General features: G+C 61.9%; 13 protein-coding genes. 12 read left to right on the top strand and 1 reads right to left on the bottom strand.

From position 1 onward, the window contains the following. The first annotated feature begins 64 nt into the window (after positions 1-64). From ETHHA_RS09980 to ETHHA_RS09950, 7 genes are all read left to right on the top strand, one after another. The gene (locus ETHHA_RS09980) at positions 65-1831 is read left to right on the top strand and encodes a hypothetical protein (protein WP_013485855.1); all 1767 of its coding nucleotides are present in this window, start codon (positions 65-67) and stop codon (positions 1829-1831) included. A gap of 400 nt (positions 1832-2231) precedes the next feature. Then, positions 2232-3578: a hypothetical protein gene (locus ETHHA_RS09975; RefSeq protein WP_013485854.1), complete on the top strand. Its 1347-nt coding sequence runs from the start codon at positions 2232-2234 to the stop codon at positions 3576-3578. A 67-nt stretch (positions 3579-3645) separates the two neighbouring features. Then, complete coding sequence (locus ETHHA_RS09970; RefSeq protein ID WP_013485853.1) at positions 3646-4356, top strand: response regulator transcription factor; 711 nt, start codon at positions 3646-3648, stop codon at positions 4354-4356. Between the two features lie 48 nt (positions 4357-4404). After that, positions 4405-5835 (top strand): sensor histidine kinase, encoded by a 1431-nt coding sequence (locus ETHHA_RS09965; RefSeq protein WP_013485852.1) that lies wholly within the window; start codon positions 4405-4407, stop codon positions 5833-5835. Positions 5836-5873: 38 nt separating this feature from the next. Then, positions 5874-6860 (top strand): DUF1385 domain-containing protein, encoded by a 987-nt coding sequence (locus ETHHA_RS09960; RefSeq protein WP_013485851.1) that lies wholly within the window; start codon positions 5874-5876, stop codon positions 6858-6860. Between the two features lie 13 nt (positions 6861-6873). Then, a complete protein-coding gene (prmC, locus tag ETHHA_RS09955) occupies positions 6874-7737 on the top strand; it encodes a peptide chain release factor N(5)-glutamine methyltransferase (RefSeq protein WP_013485850.1) in 864 nt (287 codons plus the stop codon). Positions 7738-7761: 24 nt separating this feature from the next. Next, on the top strand, positions 7762-9030 hold the full coding sequence (locus tag ETHHA_RS09950; RefSeq protein WP_013485849.1) for a methionine gamma-lyase family protein: 1269 nt from the start codon (positions 7762-7764) through the stop codon (positions 9028-9030). Positions 9031-9105: 75 nt separating this feature from the next. Here ETHHA_RS09950 and ETHHA_RS09945 read toward each other — a convergent pair whose 3' ends face one another. Then, on the bottom strand, positions 9106-10827 hold the full coding sequence (locus tag ETHHA_RS09945; RefSeq protein ID WP_013485848.1) for an MFS transporter: 1722 nt from the start codon (positions 10825-10827) through the stop codon (positions 9106-9108). Between the two features lie 389 nt (positions 10828-11216). Here ETHHA_RS09945 and ETHHA_RS09940 point away from each other — a divergent pair, with 389 nt between their 5' ends. The 5 genes from ETHHA_RS09940 to pgsA all read left to right on the top strand — a co-directional run bounded on the left by ETHHA_RS09940 (position 11217) and on the right by pgsA (position 15587). After that, positions 11217-11669, top strand: coding sequence for a MarR family winged helix-turn-helix transcriptional regulator (locus ETHHA_RS09940; protein ID WP_013485847.1), 453 nt, complete (start codon positions 11217-11219; stop codon positions 11667-11669). A 121-nt stretch (positions 11670-11790) separates the two neighbouring features. Next, complete coding sequence (recA, locus tag ETHHA_RS09935; protein WP_013485846.1) at positions 11791-12993, top strand: recombinase RecA; 1203 nt, start codon at positions 11791-11793, stop codon at positions 12991-12993. A gap of 5 nt (positions 12994-12998) precedes the next feature. Continuing rightward, the gene (locus ETHHA_RS09930) at positions 12999-13601 is read left to right on the top strand and encodes a regulatory protein RecX (RefSeq protein ID WP_242822119.1); all 603 of its coding nucleotides are present in this window, start codon (positions 12999-13001) and stop codon (positions 13599-13601) included. Positions 13602-13695: 94 nt separating this feature from the next. Next, positions 13696-15051, top strand: a complete 1356-nt coding sequence (gene rimO / locus ETHHA_RS09925; protein WP_013485844.1) for a 30S ribosomal protein S12 methylthiotransferase RimO — start codon at positions 13696-13698, stop codon at positions 15049-15051. After that, positions 15048-15587 (top strand): CDP-diacylglycerol--glycerol-3-phosphate 3-phosphatidyltransferase, encoded by a 540-nt coding sequence (pgsA, locus tag ETHHA_RS09920; protein WP_013485843.1) that lies wholly within the window; start codon positions 15048-15050, stop codon positions 15585-15587. The genes rimO and pgsA overlap by 4 nt, the downstream gene beginning before the upstream one ends. Positions 15588-15598: the final 11 nt, after the last annotated feature.

Genomic DNA, 15598 nt, shown 5'->3' with positions numbered 1-15598 from the left:
GACGGGTCGCGGGCAGGCGGCCTTTTTCAGGGGCGGTCGGCAAAAGACGGAGGAATGAAAAAACATGTCGTATATTCGCGCATGCTGGAAAAAATATCCTGACCGGAAACGGCTGTATTTGCTCGTGGCAATGGCCGCTGTCACGCTCTTCCGGCTTTGGATGACGGCCGCCCAGCCGATCGCGTTTCTGCCGGGTCAGGAAGATGACGATACGGTGTTTCTGGCCCACGCCGCCTCTATCATCCGCGGGCACTGGCTGGGCGTCTATACCCAGAATACGCTGGTAAAAGGCGCGTTTTATTCTCTGTTCGTGGCGGGGGTCCATTTTACAGGGATCCCGCTGCTGCTTGCGCAGCAGCTCCTCTACGTGTTTGCCTGCGTCATCTTTATCGTCGCCATCCGCAAGCTGATCCCCCGCCGGGCGATCCTTGCCGTGTCGTACTGCGTGGTGCTGTTCAATCCGGGCAGCTATACCGCCACCGCCACCGCACGTGTGATCCGGGATTTTACCTGCGCCAGTTTTGCTTTCCTTGCCGTTTCAAGCATGGTGGCGATCTATGCCCGGGTCGGGGAGCGGTATACCGCATGGAAACCATGGGCGGTTCTGCTGGGTCTGTCTCTTGCGGCCACGCTGCTCACACGCGAGGACTCCGCGTGGGTACTCCCGCTGATTGTTGTGGCCAGCCTGCTATGCGCCGTTATGACCTTCTTCAAACTCAGGGGCAAGCCGCGCGTGAAAAGCCTTGCCGTCTTGGTTCTGCCGTTTGTTCTGGTGGGGGTGTGCAGCGCCGTCATCGCCGGGGCCAACGCATATGCGTACGGGAAATTTGTCACCAACGAATATGCCGACGCGAATTTCATCAACGCATACAGTGCCCTGTGCCGGATCGACGGTGGCAAATGGATGCCCAACGTACCGGTGACGAAGGCCGCAAGGCAGGCGGCGTATGCGGTCAGTCCGGCCTTCCGGGAGCTGGAACCGTATCTGGAAGGGCAAAAGATGGCGATTTTCGTTAATGCAGACGACCAGGAGACGCACGGCACGTTTTTCACCTGGAACCTGCGCAACGCGGTGGCTGCGGCGGGGTATTGCAAAAACGCGGCGACTGCCAGCGCATATTACAAGCGCCTTGCTGCCGAACTGAACGCGGCGTTTGACAGCGGAAAGCTCAAATCGTATCCCAAGACCATCAGTGTCGGTATGCTTTCCCCGTGGCGCGGCGCCTACCTTGTGCCGACTGTCAAAAAGACGCTCTATGCGATCTGGTATGACGTGACGTTCAAGGATTGCTCACCGTATCCGATCATAAGCGACCCCATGCCGGCGGGCGATGATATCTATCAGGCCGTTACCAACGAGGTGGGCAGCTGGGATAAAACGTCGGATTTCGCCGATACCTCGAAAGAGACGCCGTTTGTCCGCACATCGGGGTACATGCTGTATCAGGGCGCCATTCGCTTCAATCACCAGAAACTGACGTTCTTGAATTTGGTGACCATTGGGTATCAAAAGGTATTTCCCATCTTGTTTGTCATCGCCTGCGGCTGCTATGTTTTCCTGACGGTTTACCTGCTGGTCGGCCTGTTCCGGAAACGAAAACTGCGTTTCGGACCGCACTGGCTGGTCTGCACAGGTGTTTTCCTGACGTTTTTCCTCCGCGTGCTGATCTTCGCCTATGGCTTTGTCAGCTCGGAAGTGCCGATCATTCCGCAGTATATGGTGTCGGCATATTTCCAGATGGCGTTCTTTGTTTGCTTCACCATCGGGACGACGATCCTGGTTCTTCGGAAGCGTATCGAAGCCGTGAAGCCCCGCGAGCTTACACGCTGAGAACCTTCCACCCGCGCCGCCTGTTTACTTCTTTGCCGGAATGCGTTACAATACAAGTGCGCCGTATGCGGACGGGCAGCGCGGAAACGCGCTTTTTCGCGCACAAGGGGTGGATTTCGCAGTCGGCGCGGCATTTGTGGCCACGCCGCGTTTTTTGAAGAAAAAGTAATAGGTTTGTAATAAAAGTGTAACCACCGGCGGCGGGAGTGGTGCTATAATTTGTGGTAGGAAATCATGTTGCCGAAGTTCAGTTGGCAATTTTTCCGATTACATTGTCCCTCCATTTTTTGTGCCGGCTTTGACCGGCGTTTTTTTTTGCTTTACATGGCCGCCCGCCCGCTGTGCGGCGGGAAAAACGGGCGGCCGGGTCGGCTCGGCGATGCCGGAAAGGATGTCACGCGTGCGTAAGGGTTTAAAATGGCTGCTCTGCGGTATGGTTCTTTTGCTGGCGGCGGCGCTGTCGGGCTGCACGGTCGTGTCCACCGACGTCACGGCGCTGATGAACCCGCCGAAGCTGACCAAACAGCAGCAGGCCATCGAGCAGGCGCTCGCAAGCGCGCTGGGCGGCGGGTCGCCCACCCTCAAATACCCGCACAACGGCGACTACCGTTCCTCCTTCGTACTGCACAGCTTCGACCACGGCGCCACCAATTCGGTGCTGGCTTTTTACAGCCCCACCAAAGAAAAAAGCGGCACCCACATCATGGTGCTGCATCAGGCGGGCTCTAAATGGAAGGAAACCTGCGACATCAGCGGGGACGGCAACGAAGTTGACCGGATCGTGTTCGGTGATTTCGACGGCAGCGGCACCGAGGAACTGGCCGTGGGATGGACCTCGTTCACAAGCACCGACATGGCGCTGGGCATCTATGCGTTCCACGGCAACAATTATGAGAAGATCTACCGCGACACCTATACGGAGATGATCCGCGCGAACATGACCGGCGGCAACCGCGACGATCTGTTGCTGCTGAAGCTTGACGGCGCCGACAAAAAGGCATCTGCAGAGCTGGTGGGCGCCGCCGCCGGTTCGGTCGGGCCGGTCAGCCAGGCACCGCTCGACAGCACCGTGACCGGTTACGCCGGCCTGTATCCCACCAGTGAGGACGGGTCTCCGGCCGTGCTGATCGACAGCCGTAAGGGCCCCGATAAGATGGTGACGGAGATGGTGCTTTGGAAAAACGGGCAGCTTACCTCCCCGCTGTATGACCCGGACCAGAAAATGGCGAATGCGGAGACCCTGCGCGATGTGTCCGTTACCTGCCAGGATATCGACGGGGACGGCAGCATCGAGATCCCGGTACCGATCGAGCTTCCCGGCTATGAAGAGATCAGCGGCACAAAATCCGCCGAAAAAATCTGGAAAGTGCAGTGGATGATCTGGAAAAACGGCGCGCTGGTCCCCAAACTCTCCTCGGTCATCAACAGCACGGAGGGATACACGTTTCTTTTTCCGGCAAAATGGGAGACCGGCACGCAGACGATCACCGTTCAGCGGGAGAACGGCGATTCCGACTGGGCGTTTTATGAATGGAACCCCGCCACGCGGACGGTGGGCGCGCACCTGTTTGATATCCTGGCGTATTCCAGCGATGTGTGGAGTACCGTGAGCGCAAACACCGCTTTGCAGCGTATAGACGAAAGCGACGGCATGGTGTATGCCTATCAGGCTGATGCAGCGGGCGCAAACAGCCCGTATATGCTGGATATCGGTACGGTGCGCCAGCAGTTCAAACTGGTGGACTGAGCGGCAGGCTTTGAAACAGACGGGCGCCCCGGGCGCGGCGGCGGGCAGACGGAAAGAAGGAGATTGCATGACCAAGACCATCCTGGTGGTGGAAGACGAGCAGGCCATCCGTGAGTTTGTCATCATCAATCTCAAACGGGCCGGCTATGAAGTGCTGGAAGCAGGCACGGGCGAGGCGGCGCTCAAGCTGTATGAGTCACACGGGAACGAGATCCGCATCGCGCTGCTGGATATCATGCTGCCGGGGATAGACGGCTTTGCCGTCTGCCGGGAACTGCGCCAGAAAAGCAAGACGCTCGGCATCATCATGCTCACGGCGCGCACGCAGGAGATGGACAAAGTGGGCGGGCTGATGATTGGTGCGGACGACTATGTGACCAAGCCGTTCAGCCCGTCCGAACTGGTGGCGCGGGTGGATGCGCTCTATCGCCGGCTGAACCTCGAAGCCGGTGAAAAAGAGGACGAAAACGGCATCGTGTCGGGGGATTTTGTGCTGAATACGAAAAGCCGCACGTTTTACCGGCGCGGCCAGCCCATTGAACTGACACAGATGGAATACCAGATCATGAAATATTTTCTGGAGAACCCGGACACGGCGCTTTCCCGCGGGGATATTCTCAACCATGTGTGGGGCGAGGATTATTTCGGCGAACTGAAGATTGTGGACGTCAATATCCGCCGGCTGCGGATGAAAGTGGAGGAAGATCCGTCGGCCCCCCGCCATATTCTCACGGTATGGGGGTTCGGATACAAGTGGAGCAAAGGAGAACCCGCGTAAAGACACAGCCCGGCGGGCTGCTCTGCGCGGACGGCAGGAGCGTCATCCATGAAATTCAGGCAGGTCTTCATATTTAAAGGCATCACCCGGCGGTGGGTGTTCAACAGCATGGGCATCATCGTCGCCATCCTCGGCATCGTGTGGGTCGTATTTGCCTTTGCCGTGCACAACTACTATTACAGCGCGGTGCAGAGTTATCTCACCACCGAGGCGCGGGTGCGCGCCACCCAGTTCACGCGCGACATCGACCCGCAGACTCCGGATTTCTACGCTACCGCGAAGGATTTTGTGGCCAGCTTCTCGGACAGGGGTATTATGGAGCTGCTCATCCTGAACAAAAAGGGCGACGTTCTGCTCACCTCCAGCGATTTCTTGCCCGACCAGAAGCTCTCCATGCCGGATTTCACGCAGGCGAGCGCATCCGCGCAGGGCCTTGGCAACTGGATGGGCGTGAACGCCTCCACAGGGGAAAAGGTGATGGCGGTCACCAGCATCCTGCGCGATTCTCAGGGTAAAGAGCTGGGCGCCGCGCGTTATGTGGTCTCGATGACGGAGGTGGACTGGCAGATTGCTCTGTTCTCGCTCATCAGCGGCATCATCTGCATTGCCATCATTCTGTTCGTTCTGTTTTCGGGGATGTATTTCATCAATTCCATCGTGGTGCCGGTGCGCGAAGTGACCGCCATGGCGGGGCGCATCGCGTCCGGCGATTACAACGCCCGCATCGGCAAAAGCTATGACGACGAAATCGGCGCGCTCTGCGACACCATCAACAACCTTGCCGGGGAGCTCGGCACGGCCGACCGCATCAAAAACGATTTCATCTCCTCGGTCTCGCACGAACTGCGCACGCCGCTTACCGCCATCAAAGGCTGGGCGGAAACCATCCAGGGCTGCGCACCCGGCGATACCGACACCATTCATAAGGGCATGCGCGTCATCACGGATGAAACCGGGCGGCTCTCCGCCATGGTGGAAGACCTGCTGGATTTTTCGCGGATGCAGAGCGGCCGTTTCCGCATGGCCATCGACAAGATCGACATCCTCGCGGAAATGGGCGAGGCCGTGCTGATGTTTTCCGACCGCGCGCACCGCGAGGGCCTGACGTTCATATACAACGAGCCGGCCAGCCTGCCGCCCATGATGGGCGACCGCAACCGGCTGCGGCAGGTGTTCGTCAATATCCTGGACAACGCGTTCAAATATTCAGACGCGGGCGGCGTGGTCAAGGTGGATGCGATCGACTGCGGCAACCATGTCCGCATTATTGTCAGCGATACGGGATGCGGCATCCCGGCAAGGGATCTCTCCCGTGTCAAACAGAAGTTTTTCAAGGGCAACGCCACGCGGCGCGGCTCCGGTATCGGGCTTGCGGTAGCGGACGAGATCGTCTGCCTGCATGGCGGCACGCTGGAGATCGCCAGTGAGGAAGGCAAGGGCACGGCCGTTACCATTACGCTGCCGGTCATTTCCAAATAGGCGGTTGTGGGCCGGCCGACAAACGGAGGAGTTTGCAAGTGACAACGACGAACCATCGCACGATGATCGGCGGGCAGGCCGTGATCGAGGGCGTGATGATGCGCGGCCCGCAGTCCACCGCCATGGCGGTGCGCAGACCGGGCGGCGAGATCCATCTGGAAACCTGGGAAAACAGCAGCATCCGCGACCGCTGGCCCATTCTGGGGCTGCCTATCCTGCGCGGGGTGGTCAGTTTTGTGGAAATGCTGGTGTTCGGCTACAAGACGTTGATGACCTCGGCCGAGATCTCCGGCATGCTGGAGGAAACCGATCAGGAGGCCGTGCGGGCGGATGCCGCATCGCCTTCGGAGCAGACGGACACCGCCGCGGCGGCAAAAGAAGATGAATCGGATGCGCCGTCCTCCAAAGGGATGACGGCGGTGGCGGGCTTCTCCATGGTGCTGGGCCTGCTGCTGGCTGTGGGGCTGTTTCTTGTGCTGCCGGCCGTGCTGGTCAAATATACATCCGGCGTCGTCCACTACGGCGCCTTCCGCTCGCTGGCGGAGGGCGCCGTGCGGCTGGGGCTGTTCGTGGGCTATCTGGCGCTGCTTTCGCGTATGGAGGATGTCAAGCGCCTGTACGGTTACCACGGCGCGGAGCACAAGACCATCTACTGCTATGAACACGGGGACGAGCTGACGGTGGAGAACGCCCGCCGCTACACCCGCCTGCACCCGCGCTGCGGCACCAGTTTCCTGCTTATTGTCATCATCATCGGCATCGTGGTTTCCTCGTTCATCACCTGGGATAATCTGGCCGTGCGGGTGTTGCTCAAGCTGCTGCTGCTGCCGCTGGTGGTGGGCGTTTCGTATGAGATCATCAAGTTTGCGGGACGGCATGACACCGGTCTGATGCGCGCCGTGCTGGCGCCCGGACTCTGGCTGCAAAAGCTGACCACCCGCGAGCCGGACGACAGCCAGTTGGAAGTAGCCATCCGTTCACTTCAGGCGGTGCTCACGGGCAACCGCGCGGACGATGCGTGGTGAGCGGGGCGGCGGTATGACGGCGCGCGCGCTCTACCGCGCTATTCGGCAGCGGCTGACGCAGGCGGATAAACCGGCGTTCGACGCCGCCTGCCTGCTTGAGAAGCATGTGCGTCTCCGGCGGGAGGAACTGCCCCTGCGCGGCGACACGCCCGTGGCGGAAGACGTCTGCACCGCGCTGTGGGCCGACGTGGAGCGCCGCGCGGCGGGTGAGCCGCTGCAATACCTGCTGGGCGAATGGGAGTTTATGGGCCTGCCGTTCAAGGTGGGGCCGGGTGTACTCATCCCGCGGCCGGAGACGGAACTGCTGGTGGAAGCGGCTATTGCGTATCTGAACGTGCAGCCGCCGGATGCCGCCGCGCCGCGCCTGCTGGAGCTTTGCGCGGGGAGCGGGTGCGTGGCCATCTCGGCGGCGCGCGCCACCGGTTGCGAAGCCGTCTGTCTCGAATATTCCGCCGACGCATTGGGTTATCTGCGGGCAAACATCGCCCTGCACGGGTTGGAAGACCGTGTCCGCGCGGTGGAGGGGGACATGCTCCTGCCGCCGCGCGGCGTATTGTCCGGCTCGTTTGACGTGCTGCTCTGCAACCCGCCGTACATCCGCACGGAGGAGCTGCCCGCGCTCCAGGCGGAAGTGCGCCGCGAGCCGGTGTTGGCACTGGACGGCGGGCCGGACGGCCTGCGTTTTTACCGGGCGCTCTGCGCGTGGGTGCCGGTGCTGCGCCCCGGCGGCCTGCTTGCCTGCGAGGTGGGCATGGGGCAGGCGGAAGATGTGGCGCGCCTGCTGGAAGACGCGGGACTTTGCAATGTGGCGGTGCGTAACGACTATGCGGGCATCGGGCGGATGGTCCGGGGATACCGGGCGAAAGCCGATCAATAACAATAGGAGGGCCGGCTTCGGCTTATGAACGATATTTTTGCAATCGACAAATCTGTTGAGGATGCTTCGGAGGAGGCGCTGCGCGTTTGCGCGCCCGCGTTTGCGCGTATCGAGCGGATGGCGGCACAGAACAGCCGCAAAGTGCTGGCGGCGTTCGCCGCAAACCGCGTGAGCGAATCGCACTTCGCGCCGTCCACCGGTTACGGCTACGGCGACCGCGGGCGCGACACGCTGGATGCGGTGTTTGCGCAGGCGCTGGGCACCGAGGACGCACTGGTGCGCCACCATTTTGTTTCCGGCACACACGCCATTTCCACCGCGCTGTTTGCGGTGCTGCGCCCCGGCGACGTGCTGCTTTCCTGCTCCGGCCTGCCGTATGATACGCTGCACGGCGTCATCGGCCTGCGGGGCGAGGGGCAGGGCTCTCTGAAGGATTACGGCGTGCTCTATGAGCAGATCGACTTGCTGCCCGACGGCGCACCTGATCTGGATGCGGTGGCCGCCCGCCTGCGCAGGGGCAAGGTGAAAGTGGCCTATCTCCAGCGTTCGCGCGGCTACAGCCTGCGTCCGTCGCTCTGCATCGACGTCATTGCAGCGCTGTGCGAGACGGTCAAACGCGTTTCCCCCGATACGCTCGTGGTGGTGGATAACTGCTACGGCGAGTTTGTGGAGGACAGAGAGCCGCCGGAGGTGGGCGCCGACCTCATCATCGGTTCGCTCATCAAGAACCCCGGCGGCGGCATGGCCGATTCGGGCGGATATATCGCCGGGCGGCACGATCTGGTCGAACTGGCGGGCTACCGTCTCACTGCGCCGGGCGTGGGGCGCGAGGTGGGCGCCAGTTTGGGCAACACGCGCGCAATGTTCAAAGGACTGTTCTTTGCACCGCATGTCACCGCGCAGGCGCTGAAAACGGCGGTGTTCGCGGCGGCGCTGTTCGAGCAGTTTGGCTTTGGCGCCACGCCGCGCTGGGATGCGCCCCGCACCGACATCATCGAAACCATCGAGCTTGGAAATGCCGACGCGCTGGTGGCGTTCTGCCAGGGGCTGCAGAGCGGCTCGCCCATTGATGCGTTTGTGCGGCCGGAGCCGTGGGATATGCCGGGGTACGACAGCCCGGTGATCATGGCGGCGGGTGCGTTCACGCTGGGCGCGTCCATCGAGCTTTCGGCCGACGCGCCTCTGCGCCCGCCCTATGCCGTGTGGATGCAGGGCGGCCTGACGTTCGAGACCGGCATGCTGGGCGTGCAGTGCGCCGCGCAGGCGCTGCGCAAAGGCGGCTTTCTCAAATAAAAACAGACAAAACACAGAAGGCTTCCCGGTCCACCCGTGACCGGAAAGCCTTCTGTGTTGTAGGATGCGGGCGTTTTATTTGCCTGCCCTGTTTTCGTTTTCGCCATAGACATACCGGCCGCCGCGCAGAAACGAGGCCACCGCCGCCACCACCGACATGGCCGCGGACATATAAAATGCCAGCCGCAGGCTGGACATCACTGCGGGCGCGATGGTAAGCGGGAAGAACCGGGTGCCCAGCAGCGTGGCGCGCGAAGCGGCGGGCAGCGCCGAGAGGATGGATGCGGGTACCAGGTTGCTCATGGGATTGTATCCCAAAAATGCCGAGAACAGCGCCACCGTGGGCGGAAGTTGGGAGATGCGCGCCGCCGCGGCCGCCGGCACGCCCTGTGCCGCCATGCCCTGCTCCAGCACCGGCGGCAGCTGGTGCACCATCCCCAGCAGGAGAATGGTGAAGTAGAGCGTCATGCTCAGGGCGATGCCGGTGTTCTGAATGGTGGAGCGCATGCCGGCCGACGCGCCGCGCTGGTTGGCCGGCACGGCGTTCATGATGGCGGTGGTGTTCGGTGCGGAGAACATGCCCATGCCGAAGCCCAGCACAAGCAGCAGGAGGAAGAACACGCCGTAGCTGAAATTGGCGGGCAGGAATGTCAGCAGGATGAAGCCGACGGCCGTGAGTACCATGCCGCCGGTGGAGAACCAGCGCGCGCCGAAACGGTCGGAAAGCATGCCGCTCAGCGGCCCCATGGCGAAGAAGCCCGCCATCATCGGCAGCATGTAAATGCCCGACCAGAGCGGTGTGGATGCGAAGCTGAAGCCGTGCAGCGGCAGCCAGATGCCTTGCAGCCAGATGATGAGCATGAACTGCAGGCCGCCGCGCGCCACAGAGGAAAGGAACAGGCTGATGCACCCGCAGGAAAACGCGCGGATGCGGAACAGGCGCAGGTGGAACATGGGGTTTTTCACCCGCAGCTCCACCAGTATGAACGCGGCCAACAGCAGCACGCCGACGATGCAGCCCACAATGACGAACGGGTTGCGCCAGCCCATTTTGTCGCTGCCATAGGGCATGATGCCGTAGGTGAGCGCGAGCAGCAGCACGGTGAGCCCCACCGCGAAGGTGATGTTGCCCGGCCAGTCGATCTTCTGCGAGCGGTCGGGGCGGGTGGTTTCCTTTAGTTTGAGATAGGCCCAGACGGTGCCGAACAGGCCGGCCGGCACGCTGACGAGAAACACCAACCGCCAGTTGATGTCCGCAAGTAGGCCGCCCGCGATCAGCCCAACGAGAGAGCCGCCGATGCCTGCGATCTGGTTGATGCCCATGGCCATGCCGCGCTGATGGGAGGGAAAGGCATCGGTGATGATGGCGGTGCTGTTGGAAAAGAGAAAGCCCGCGCCCACGCCCTGGAGCAGCCGCAGTACGATGAGCTGCTGCACACCGGCCACGCCCCGCCCGGGCACGAGGAACAGCAGCACCGAGGTGACGGCGAACACGGCAAATCCCATGTTATACAGCCGCACCCGGCCGTAGATGTCCGATATGCGGCCGAATGAAACGAGCAGCGTGGCGGTCACCACGGTGTAGCCCATCAGCATCCAGAGCATATAGGGCACGTTGCTCGCCTGCATGGGGTCCACATGCATCCCGCGGAAGATCGCGGGCAGGGAAATGAGGATGATGTTGCTGTTGAGCGCCGCCATCAAAATGCCCAGCGTGGTGTTGGAAAGCGCCAGCCATTTGTAATGGGAAGGGAGAGGCCGTCCGGCGGACGCGGTGGAAACGGTTTGGTCTTGCAAGGCAAACAGTCCTTTCTTTTGGAAACCGCGGATTGCATGGAGAGTGCGTGGCTGGCCGAGACTGTTTTTTGTTCGGCAAGGACGAAGGCGCGCGAATACTTGCCGTATGCGGAGCATTTTGGACGCAGCCGTGCGCTCGGAATGAATCGGTGGTTCCTTTGGGGGTTTTGCCACGAAAGTCCTGTATTTCATCGGCGCGGGGCACGGGTGCCCCCGCACGCGTACTTGACAATCACAGCCGTTTCCATTATAACTAGAGTTAGTTGAGTATGCAACTATATGAATCAAATACGGGATTTTACGCAAAAAGCAGGCTGCTTTTTACAAGGGTTTTGTATAATTCTGAAGGAACAGCCCGCGCGCCGGCGGGCGGACAGAGGTGCGAAACAGTGGACAGTGAACAGTTCATCGGGCGGTATATTTCCATGCTCTACCGGTTTCGGAAGAGCTTTATGAGCAGGCGGCTGGGCGATTTCGGACGCGTGGCGGGACTGTATGTGTTTTTGCTCACGCTTGAGCGGCACGACGGCCAGAACCAGGAGCAGATCTCCGAGCGGCTGGGCATCGACAAGGCAACCACCTGCAAGGCCCTGCAGAAGCTGGAGCGGCAGGGGTATGTCCGGCGCGAGGTGGACGAGCGCGACCGCCGTGCCTATCGGGTGTATCTTGCCAAGGCCGGGCACGCCGTTTTGCCCGCCATCCGAGGGGCCATCCGCGAATGGGACGCGCTGGTGACGGCGGAACTCACCGAAGAGGAAGAACAGGTGCTTTCCGGCCTGCTGCGTCGGCTGGCGGAAAAAGCGCGCGGCGCCATTTCCGACCCGCCGCGGCAGGAATCCTAGCAGTTTTGCGGTCTGCGGCGCGGAAAGAAAAAACGAAGGCGGGTTCCGTCGGTTTTGTTGCTTTTGCTTTGAAAAAACGCTATAATAACAGGAAGAAAGCGGCATGTCAGGAGGGCGCGGAATGGATTCCAGAAAACGTACGGCGGCGGCCGTTCCTGCCAATACGGCAGACGATAAACAGAAGGCACTGGCCACGGCGCTGGCCAACATCGAAAAGCAGTTCGGCAAGGGCGCGGTGATGCGTCTGGGGCAGAATGCGGCGATGAATGTGGCGTCCATCTCCACCGGTTCCGTTTCGCTGGATCTGGCGCTGGGCATCGGCGGCGTGCCGCGCGGGCGCATCGTGGAGATCTACGGGCCGGAGTCGTCCGGCAAGACCACGGTGGCGCTGCATATCATTGCGCAGGCGCAGAAAGCGGGCGGCAGCGCGGCGTTCATCGACGCCGAGCACGCGCTTGACCCGGTCTATGCCAAAGCGCTCGGCGTGGATGTGGACGCGCTGCTGGTCTCGCAGCCGGATAACGGCGAGCAGGCGCTGGAGATCGCGGAGGCGCTGGTGCGCAGCGGCGCCATCGACGTGCTGGTGGTGGATTCGGTGGCCGCGCTGGTACCCCGTGCGGAGATCGAGGGCGATATGGGCGACAGCCATGTGGGCCTGCAGGCGCGCCTGATGTCGCAGGCGCTGCGCAAGCTGGCCGGCGCGCTCTCCAAATTCAACTGCGCGGCGGTGTTCATCAACCAGCTGCGTGAAAAGGTCGGCGTGGTGTACGGCAACCCCGAGGTGACCACCGGCGGCCGCGCGCTGAAGTTCTATTCTTCGGTGCGGATGGACGTGCGCAAAAAAGAAGCGATCAAAAACGGGGATGAGGTCATCGGTACGCGTACCAAGGTCAAGATCGTGAAAAACAAGGTCGCGCCGCCGTTCAAGGTGGCCGAATTCGATATCATGTACGGCACCGGCATCTCCCACGAGGGCGAGATCCTCGACCTCGCCGTGGAGAAAGACATCATCCACAAGAGCGGCTCATGGTTCTCGTATCAAGACAGGCGGCTGGGGCAGGGGCGCGACAATGTGAAGAAGCTGCTGGAAGAAGACCCCGCGCTGGCCGAGGAGATCGAGAAGCAGGTGCGCGCCGCGGGTAAGGAAGAACCCGCCGAAGAACCGGTAAAGGGCAAAAAGGCCCCGGCCGGAGCCGCCGCGCCTGCGGCGCAGGCGGATGACGACGACCTGGACGCACTGCTGGGCGTGGGGGACGATGAGCCGACGGCGGTATCGGCCCGCTCCAAGGCGGCCAGCATAGATGTGGAGGCAGACGATATTTGAGTACGGTGGTCACTGCGGTCCGCCTGCTCAAAAACGGGCGGTACGGCCTGTTTTCGGATGATAGATTCCTCTGTTCGCTCAGCGGCGGCGCGCTGCTGGAGGCGGGCGTCGCCAAAGGCGACGCGCTGGAAGATGAGGAACTTGAAAGCCTGTTTGCCCGCGCACAGGCGGACAAGGCGCGCAACAAAGCGCTGCGCCTGCTGGCGGGGCGCGACCACGCCAAGGCGGAGTTGGCGCGTAAAATCGCCCGCACCGAGGGCGCGGAAGCGGCCGAAGCGGCGGCGGACGAGATGGAGCGCGCAGGCCTGCTGGACGACCGCGCGTTTGCCGAGCGCTTTGCGCGCGAGCTGTATGGCAGGAGGCTGTACGGCCGGCGGCGCGCCGTGCTGGAGCTTTGCCGGCGCGGCGTGGCCCGAACGCTCGCGGAAGAAATCTGCGCGGAGCTGGACGGTGAGCCGGTCCGCCGTGCGGCGGCGTTTTTGGAAAAGAAATACCCGCACGCGTCCGCTGATGAGAAAGACAGACGGCGCGCGCTCGCGGCGCTGGAACGCGCGGGTTATGACTGGGATACGGCGCGCGAAGCGCTGGGGTGGGACACGACCGCGTAACGCTTGGGTTATGCAGTTGTGTTTTGTCGTATGGTGAGCCGCGCCGCCCGTCGGGCGGCTGAACGGGTGTGCTCCGGCACGCCGGGAGGAATCAATGGAAAACACACCGATCCGGGTGGGAATGATCTCGCTGGGATGTCCTAAAAACCAGGTGGACGCCGAAGTAATGCTTGCGAAGCTGACCGGTGAGGGGTTCACTCTCACGCCGCACGCCGACGCAGCGGATGTGGTGATTGTTAATACCTGCGGTTTCATCGAGGACGCCAAAAAGGAGTCCATCGAAAATATACTGGAAATGGCGCAGCTCAAAAAAGAGGGCGCCATCCGCGGGCTGGTGGTCACCGGCTGTTTGTCCGAGCGGTATTTCAAGGAGATGCGGCAGGAGTTTCCGGAGGTCAACTGCATTTTGCAGGTGGGCCGGGCAGGAGACATCGCCGAGGCCGTGCGCGCGGCGGCTGACGGCGGCACGCTCGATTTCTCCGGGCGGCCGGAAAGCCTGGCGGCCGGCGGTACGCGCGTCCTCACCACATTGCCGTTTTACAGCTACCTCAAGATCGCCGAGGGCTGTGACAACCACTGCACCTACTGCATCATTCCCAAACTGCGCGGCCGGTATCGCAGCCGCCCACTGGACGATCTGGTGCGTGAGGCGGAGCAGTTGGCGGCGCGCGGCGTGCGCGAGCTGACGCTGGTGGCGCAGGACACCACCCGCTACGGCACGGATCTATCCGGCGGCAAACGAATGCTGCCGGAGCTGCTGCGCCGCTTTTGCCGCATCGACGGCCTGCACTGGGTGCGCCTGCTCTATTGTTACCCCGAAGCCCTCGACGACGAGCTGATCGACACCATCGCATCCGAGGAAAAAGTGGTGCCCTATCTCGATATGCCCATCCAGCATGTCAGCCCGCGGGTGGTGCGCGCCATGAACCGCCGGATGTCTAAAGCGGAGATCACCGCGCTGGTGTGCAAACTGCGCGCACGCATCCCGGACGTAACGCTGCGCACCACGCTCATTGTCGGTTTCCCGGGCGAAACGGAGGAAGAGTTCGCCGAGCTGGCCGCGTTTGTGCGGGAGACGCGCTTTGAGCGGCTGGGCGCGTTTGCCTATTCGCAGGAGGAGGGCACCCCCGCCGCCGAATTGCCCGGCCAGATCGACGAGGACGTGAAGAAGCGCAGGCAGGAGCAGATCATGGAAGAACAGATGTTGGTGGCCGACGCAAACAACCAGCGCCGTCTGGGCAGCACCGTCGAGGTGCTGGTGGAGGGTTATGACCGCTATGCCGGGTGCTGGTTCGGGCGCAGTGCGGCGGAAGCCCCGGAGATCGACGGCAAAATCTTCATCCGTTCGCAGAAGACAAACCGGCCGGGCACGTTCGTGTCCGTGCATCTCGATGAGGTGTGTGGGGACGACCTGATCGGCAGTCTGGAAGAAGGGGAGATGCAGGCTTGAATACACCCAACAAGCTTACGGTATTTCGCATGATCCTGGTGCCGGTATTTATGGTGTTCGCGCTGCTGCCCGCCGGGCGCTGGCGGCTGCTGGCCGCGTTGGCGGTGTTCATCGTCGCCTCGGTGACCGACCTCATCGACGGCAAGCTGGCCCGCAAGTACAACCAGGTTACCACCTTCGGCAAGTTTATGGACCCGCTGGCCGATAAGCTGCTGGTCTGCGCGGCGTTGGTCGTTTTCGTGCAGATCGGGCTGGCCAGCACTTGGGCGGTGGTGCTCATCATCGCACGTGAATTTCTGGTCACGTCCCTGCGCCTGCTGGCGGCCGGCAGCGGCGAAGTCATCCCCGCCAATATCTGGGGCAAGGTCAAGACCAACAGCCAGATGTACGCCATCATCCTTGCACTGCTGGTGGCGGGGCTGGGCGGTCCGCTCTGGATCGGCTATCTGCTGGTGTGGGCAGCGGCGGTCTTCACGGTTATTTCGGGCCTGCAATACCTCTGGGCCTACCGGAGGTATATCGACACCACCAAATAAACCAATCGTAA

This window comes from Ethanoligenens harbinense YUAN-3, from assembly GCF_000178115.2.
In the GTDB taxonomy this organism is placed as follows: domain Bacteria; phylum Bacillota; class Clostridia; order Oscillospirales; family Ethanoligenentaceae; genus Ethanoligenens; species Ethanoligenens harbinense.
The sequence above is the reverse complement of the archived record's forward strand: the minus strand, read 5'-3'. Positions and strand labels throughout refer to the sequence as shown.

Excerpts from the sequence above, each read along its gene's own strand:
- ETHHA_RS09980 (WP_013485855.1), top strand. The coding sequence starts at position 65 with ATGTCGTATATTCGCGCATGCTGGAAAAAATATCCTGACCGGAAACGG.
- ETHHA_RS09970 (WP_013485853.1), top strand. The coding sequence starts at position 3,646 with ATGACCAAGACCATCCTGGTGGTGGAAGACGAGCAGGCCATCCGTGAG.
- ETHHA_RS09965 (WP_013485852.1), top strand. The coding sequence starts at position 4,405 with ATGAAATTCAGGCAGGTCTTCATATTTAAAGGCATCACCCGGCGGTGG.
- prmC (WP_013485850.1), top strand. The coding sequence starts at position 6,874 with ATGACGGCGCGCGCGCTCTACCGCGCTATTCGGCAGCGGCTGACGCAG.
- ETHHA_RS09950 (WP_013485849.1), top strand. The coding sequence starts at position 7,762 with ATGAACGATATTTTTGCAATCGACAAATCTGTTGAGGATGCTTCGGAG.
- recA (WP_013485846.1), top strand. The coding sequence starts at position 11,791 with ATGGATTCCAGAAAACGTACGGCGGCGGCCGTTCCTGCCAATACGGCA.
- rimO (WP_013485844.1), top strand. The coding sequence starts at position 13,696 with ATGGAAAACACACCGATCCGGGTGGGAATGATCTCGCTGGGATGTCCT.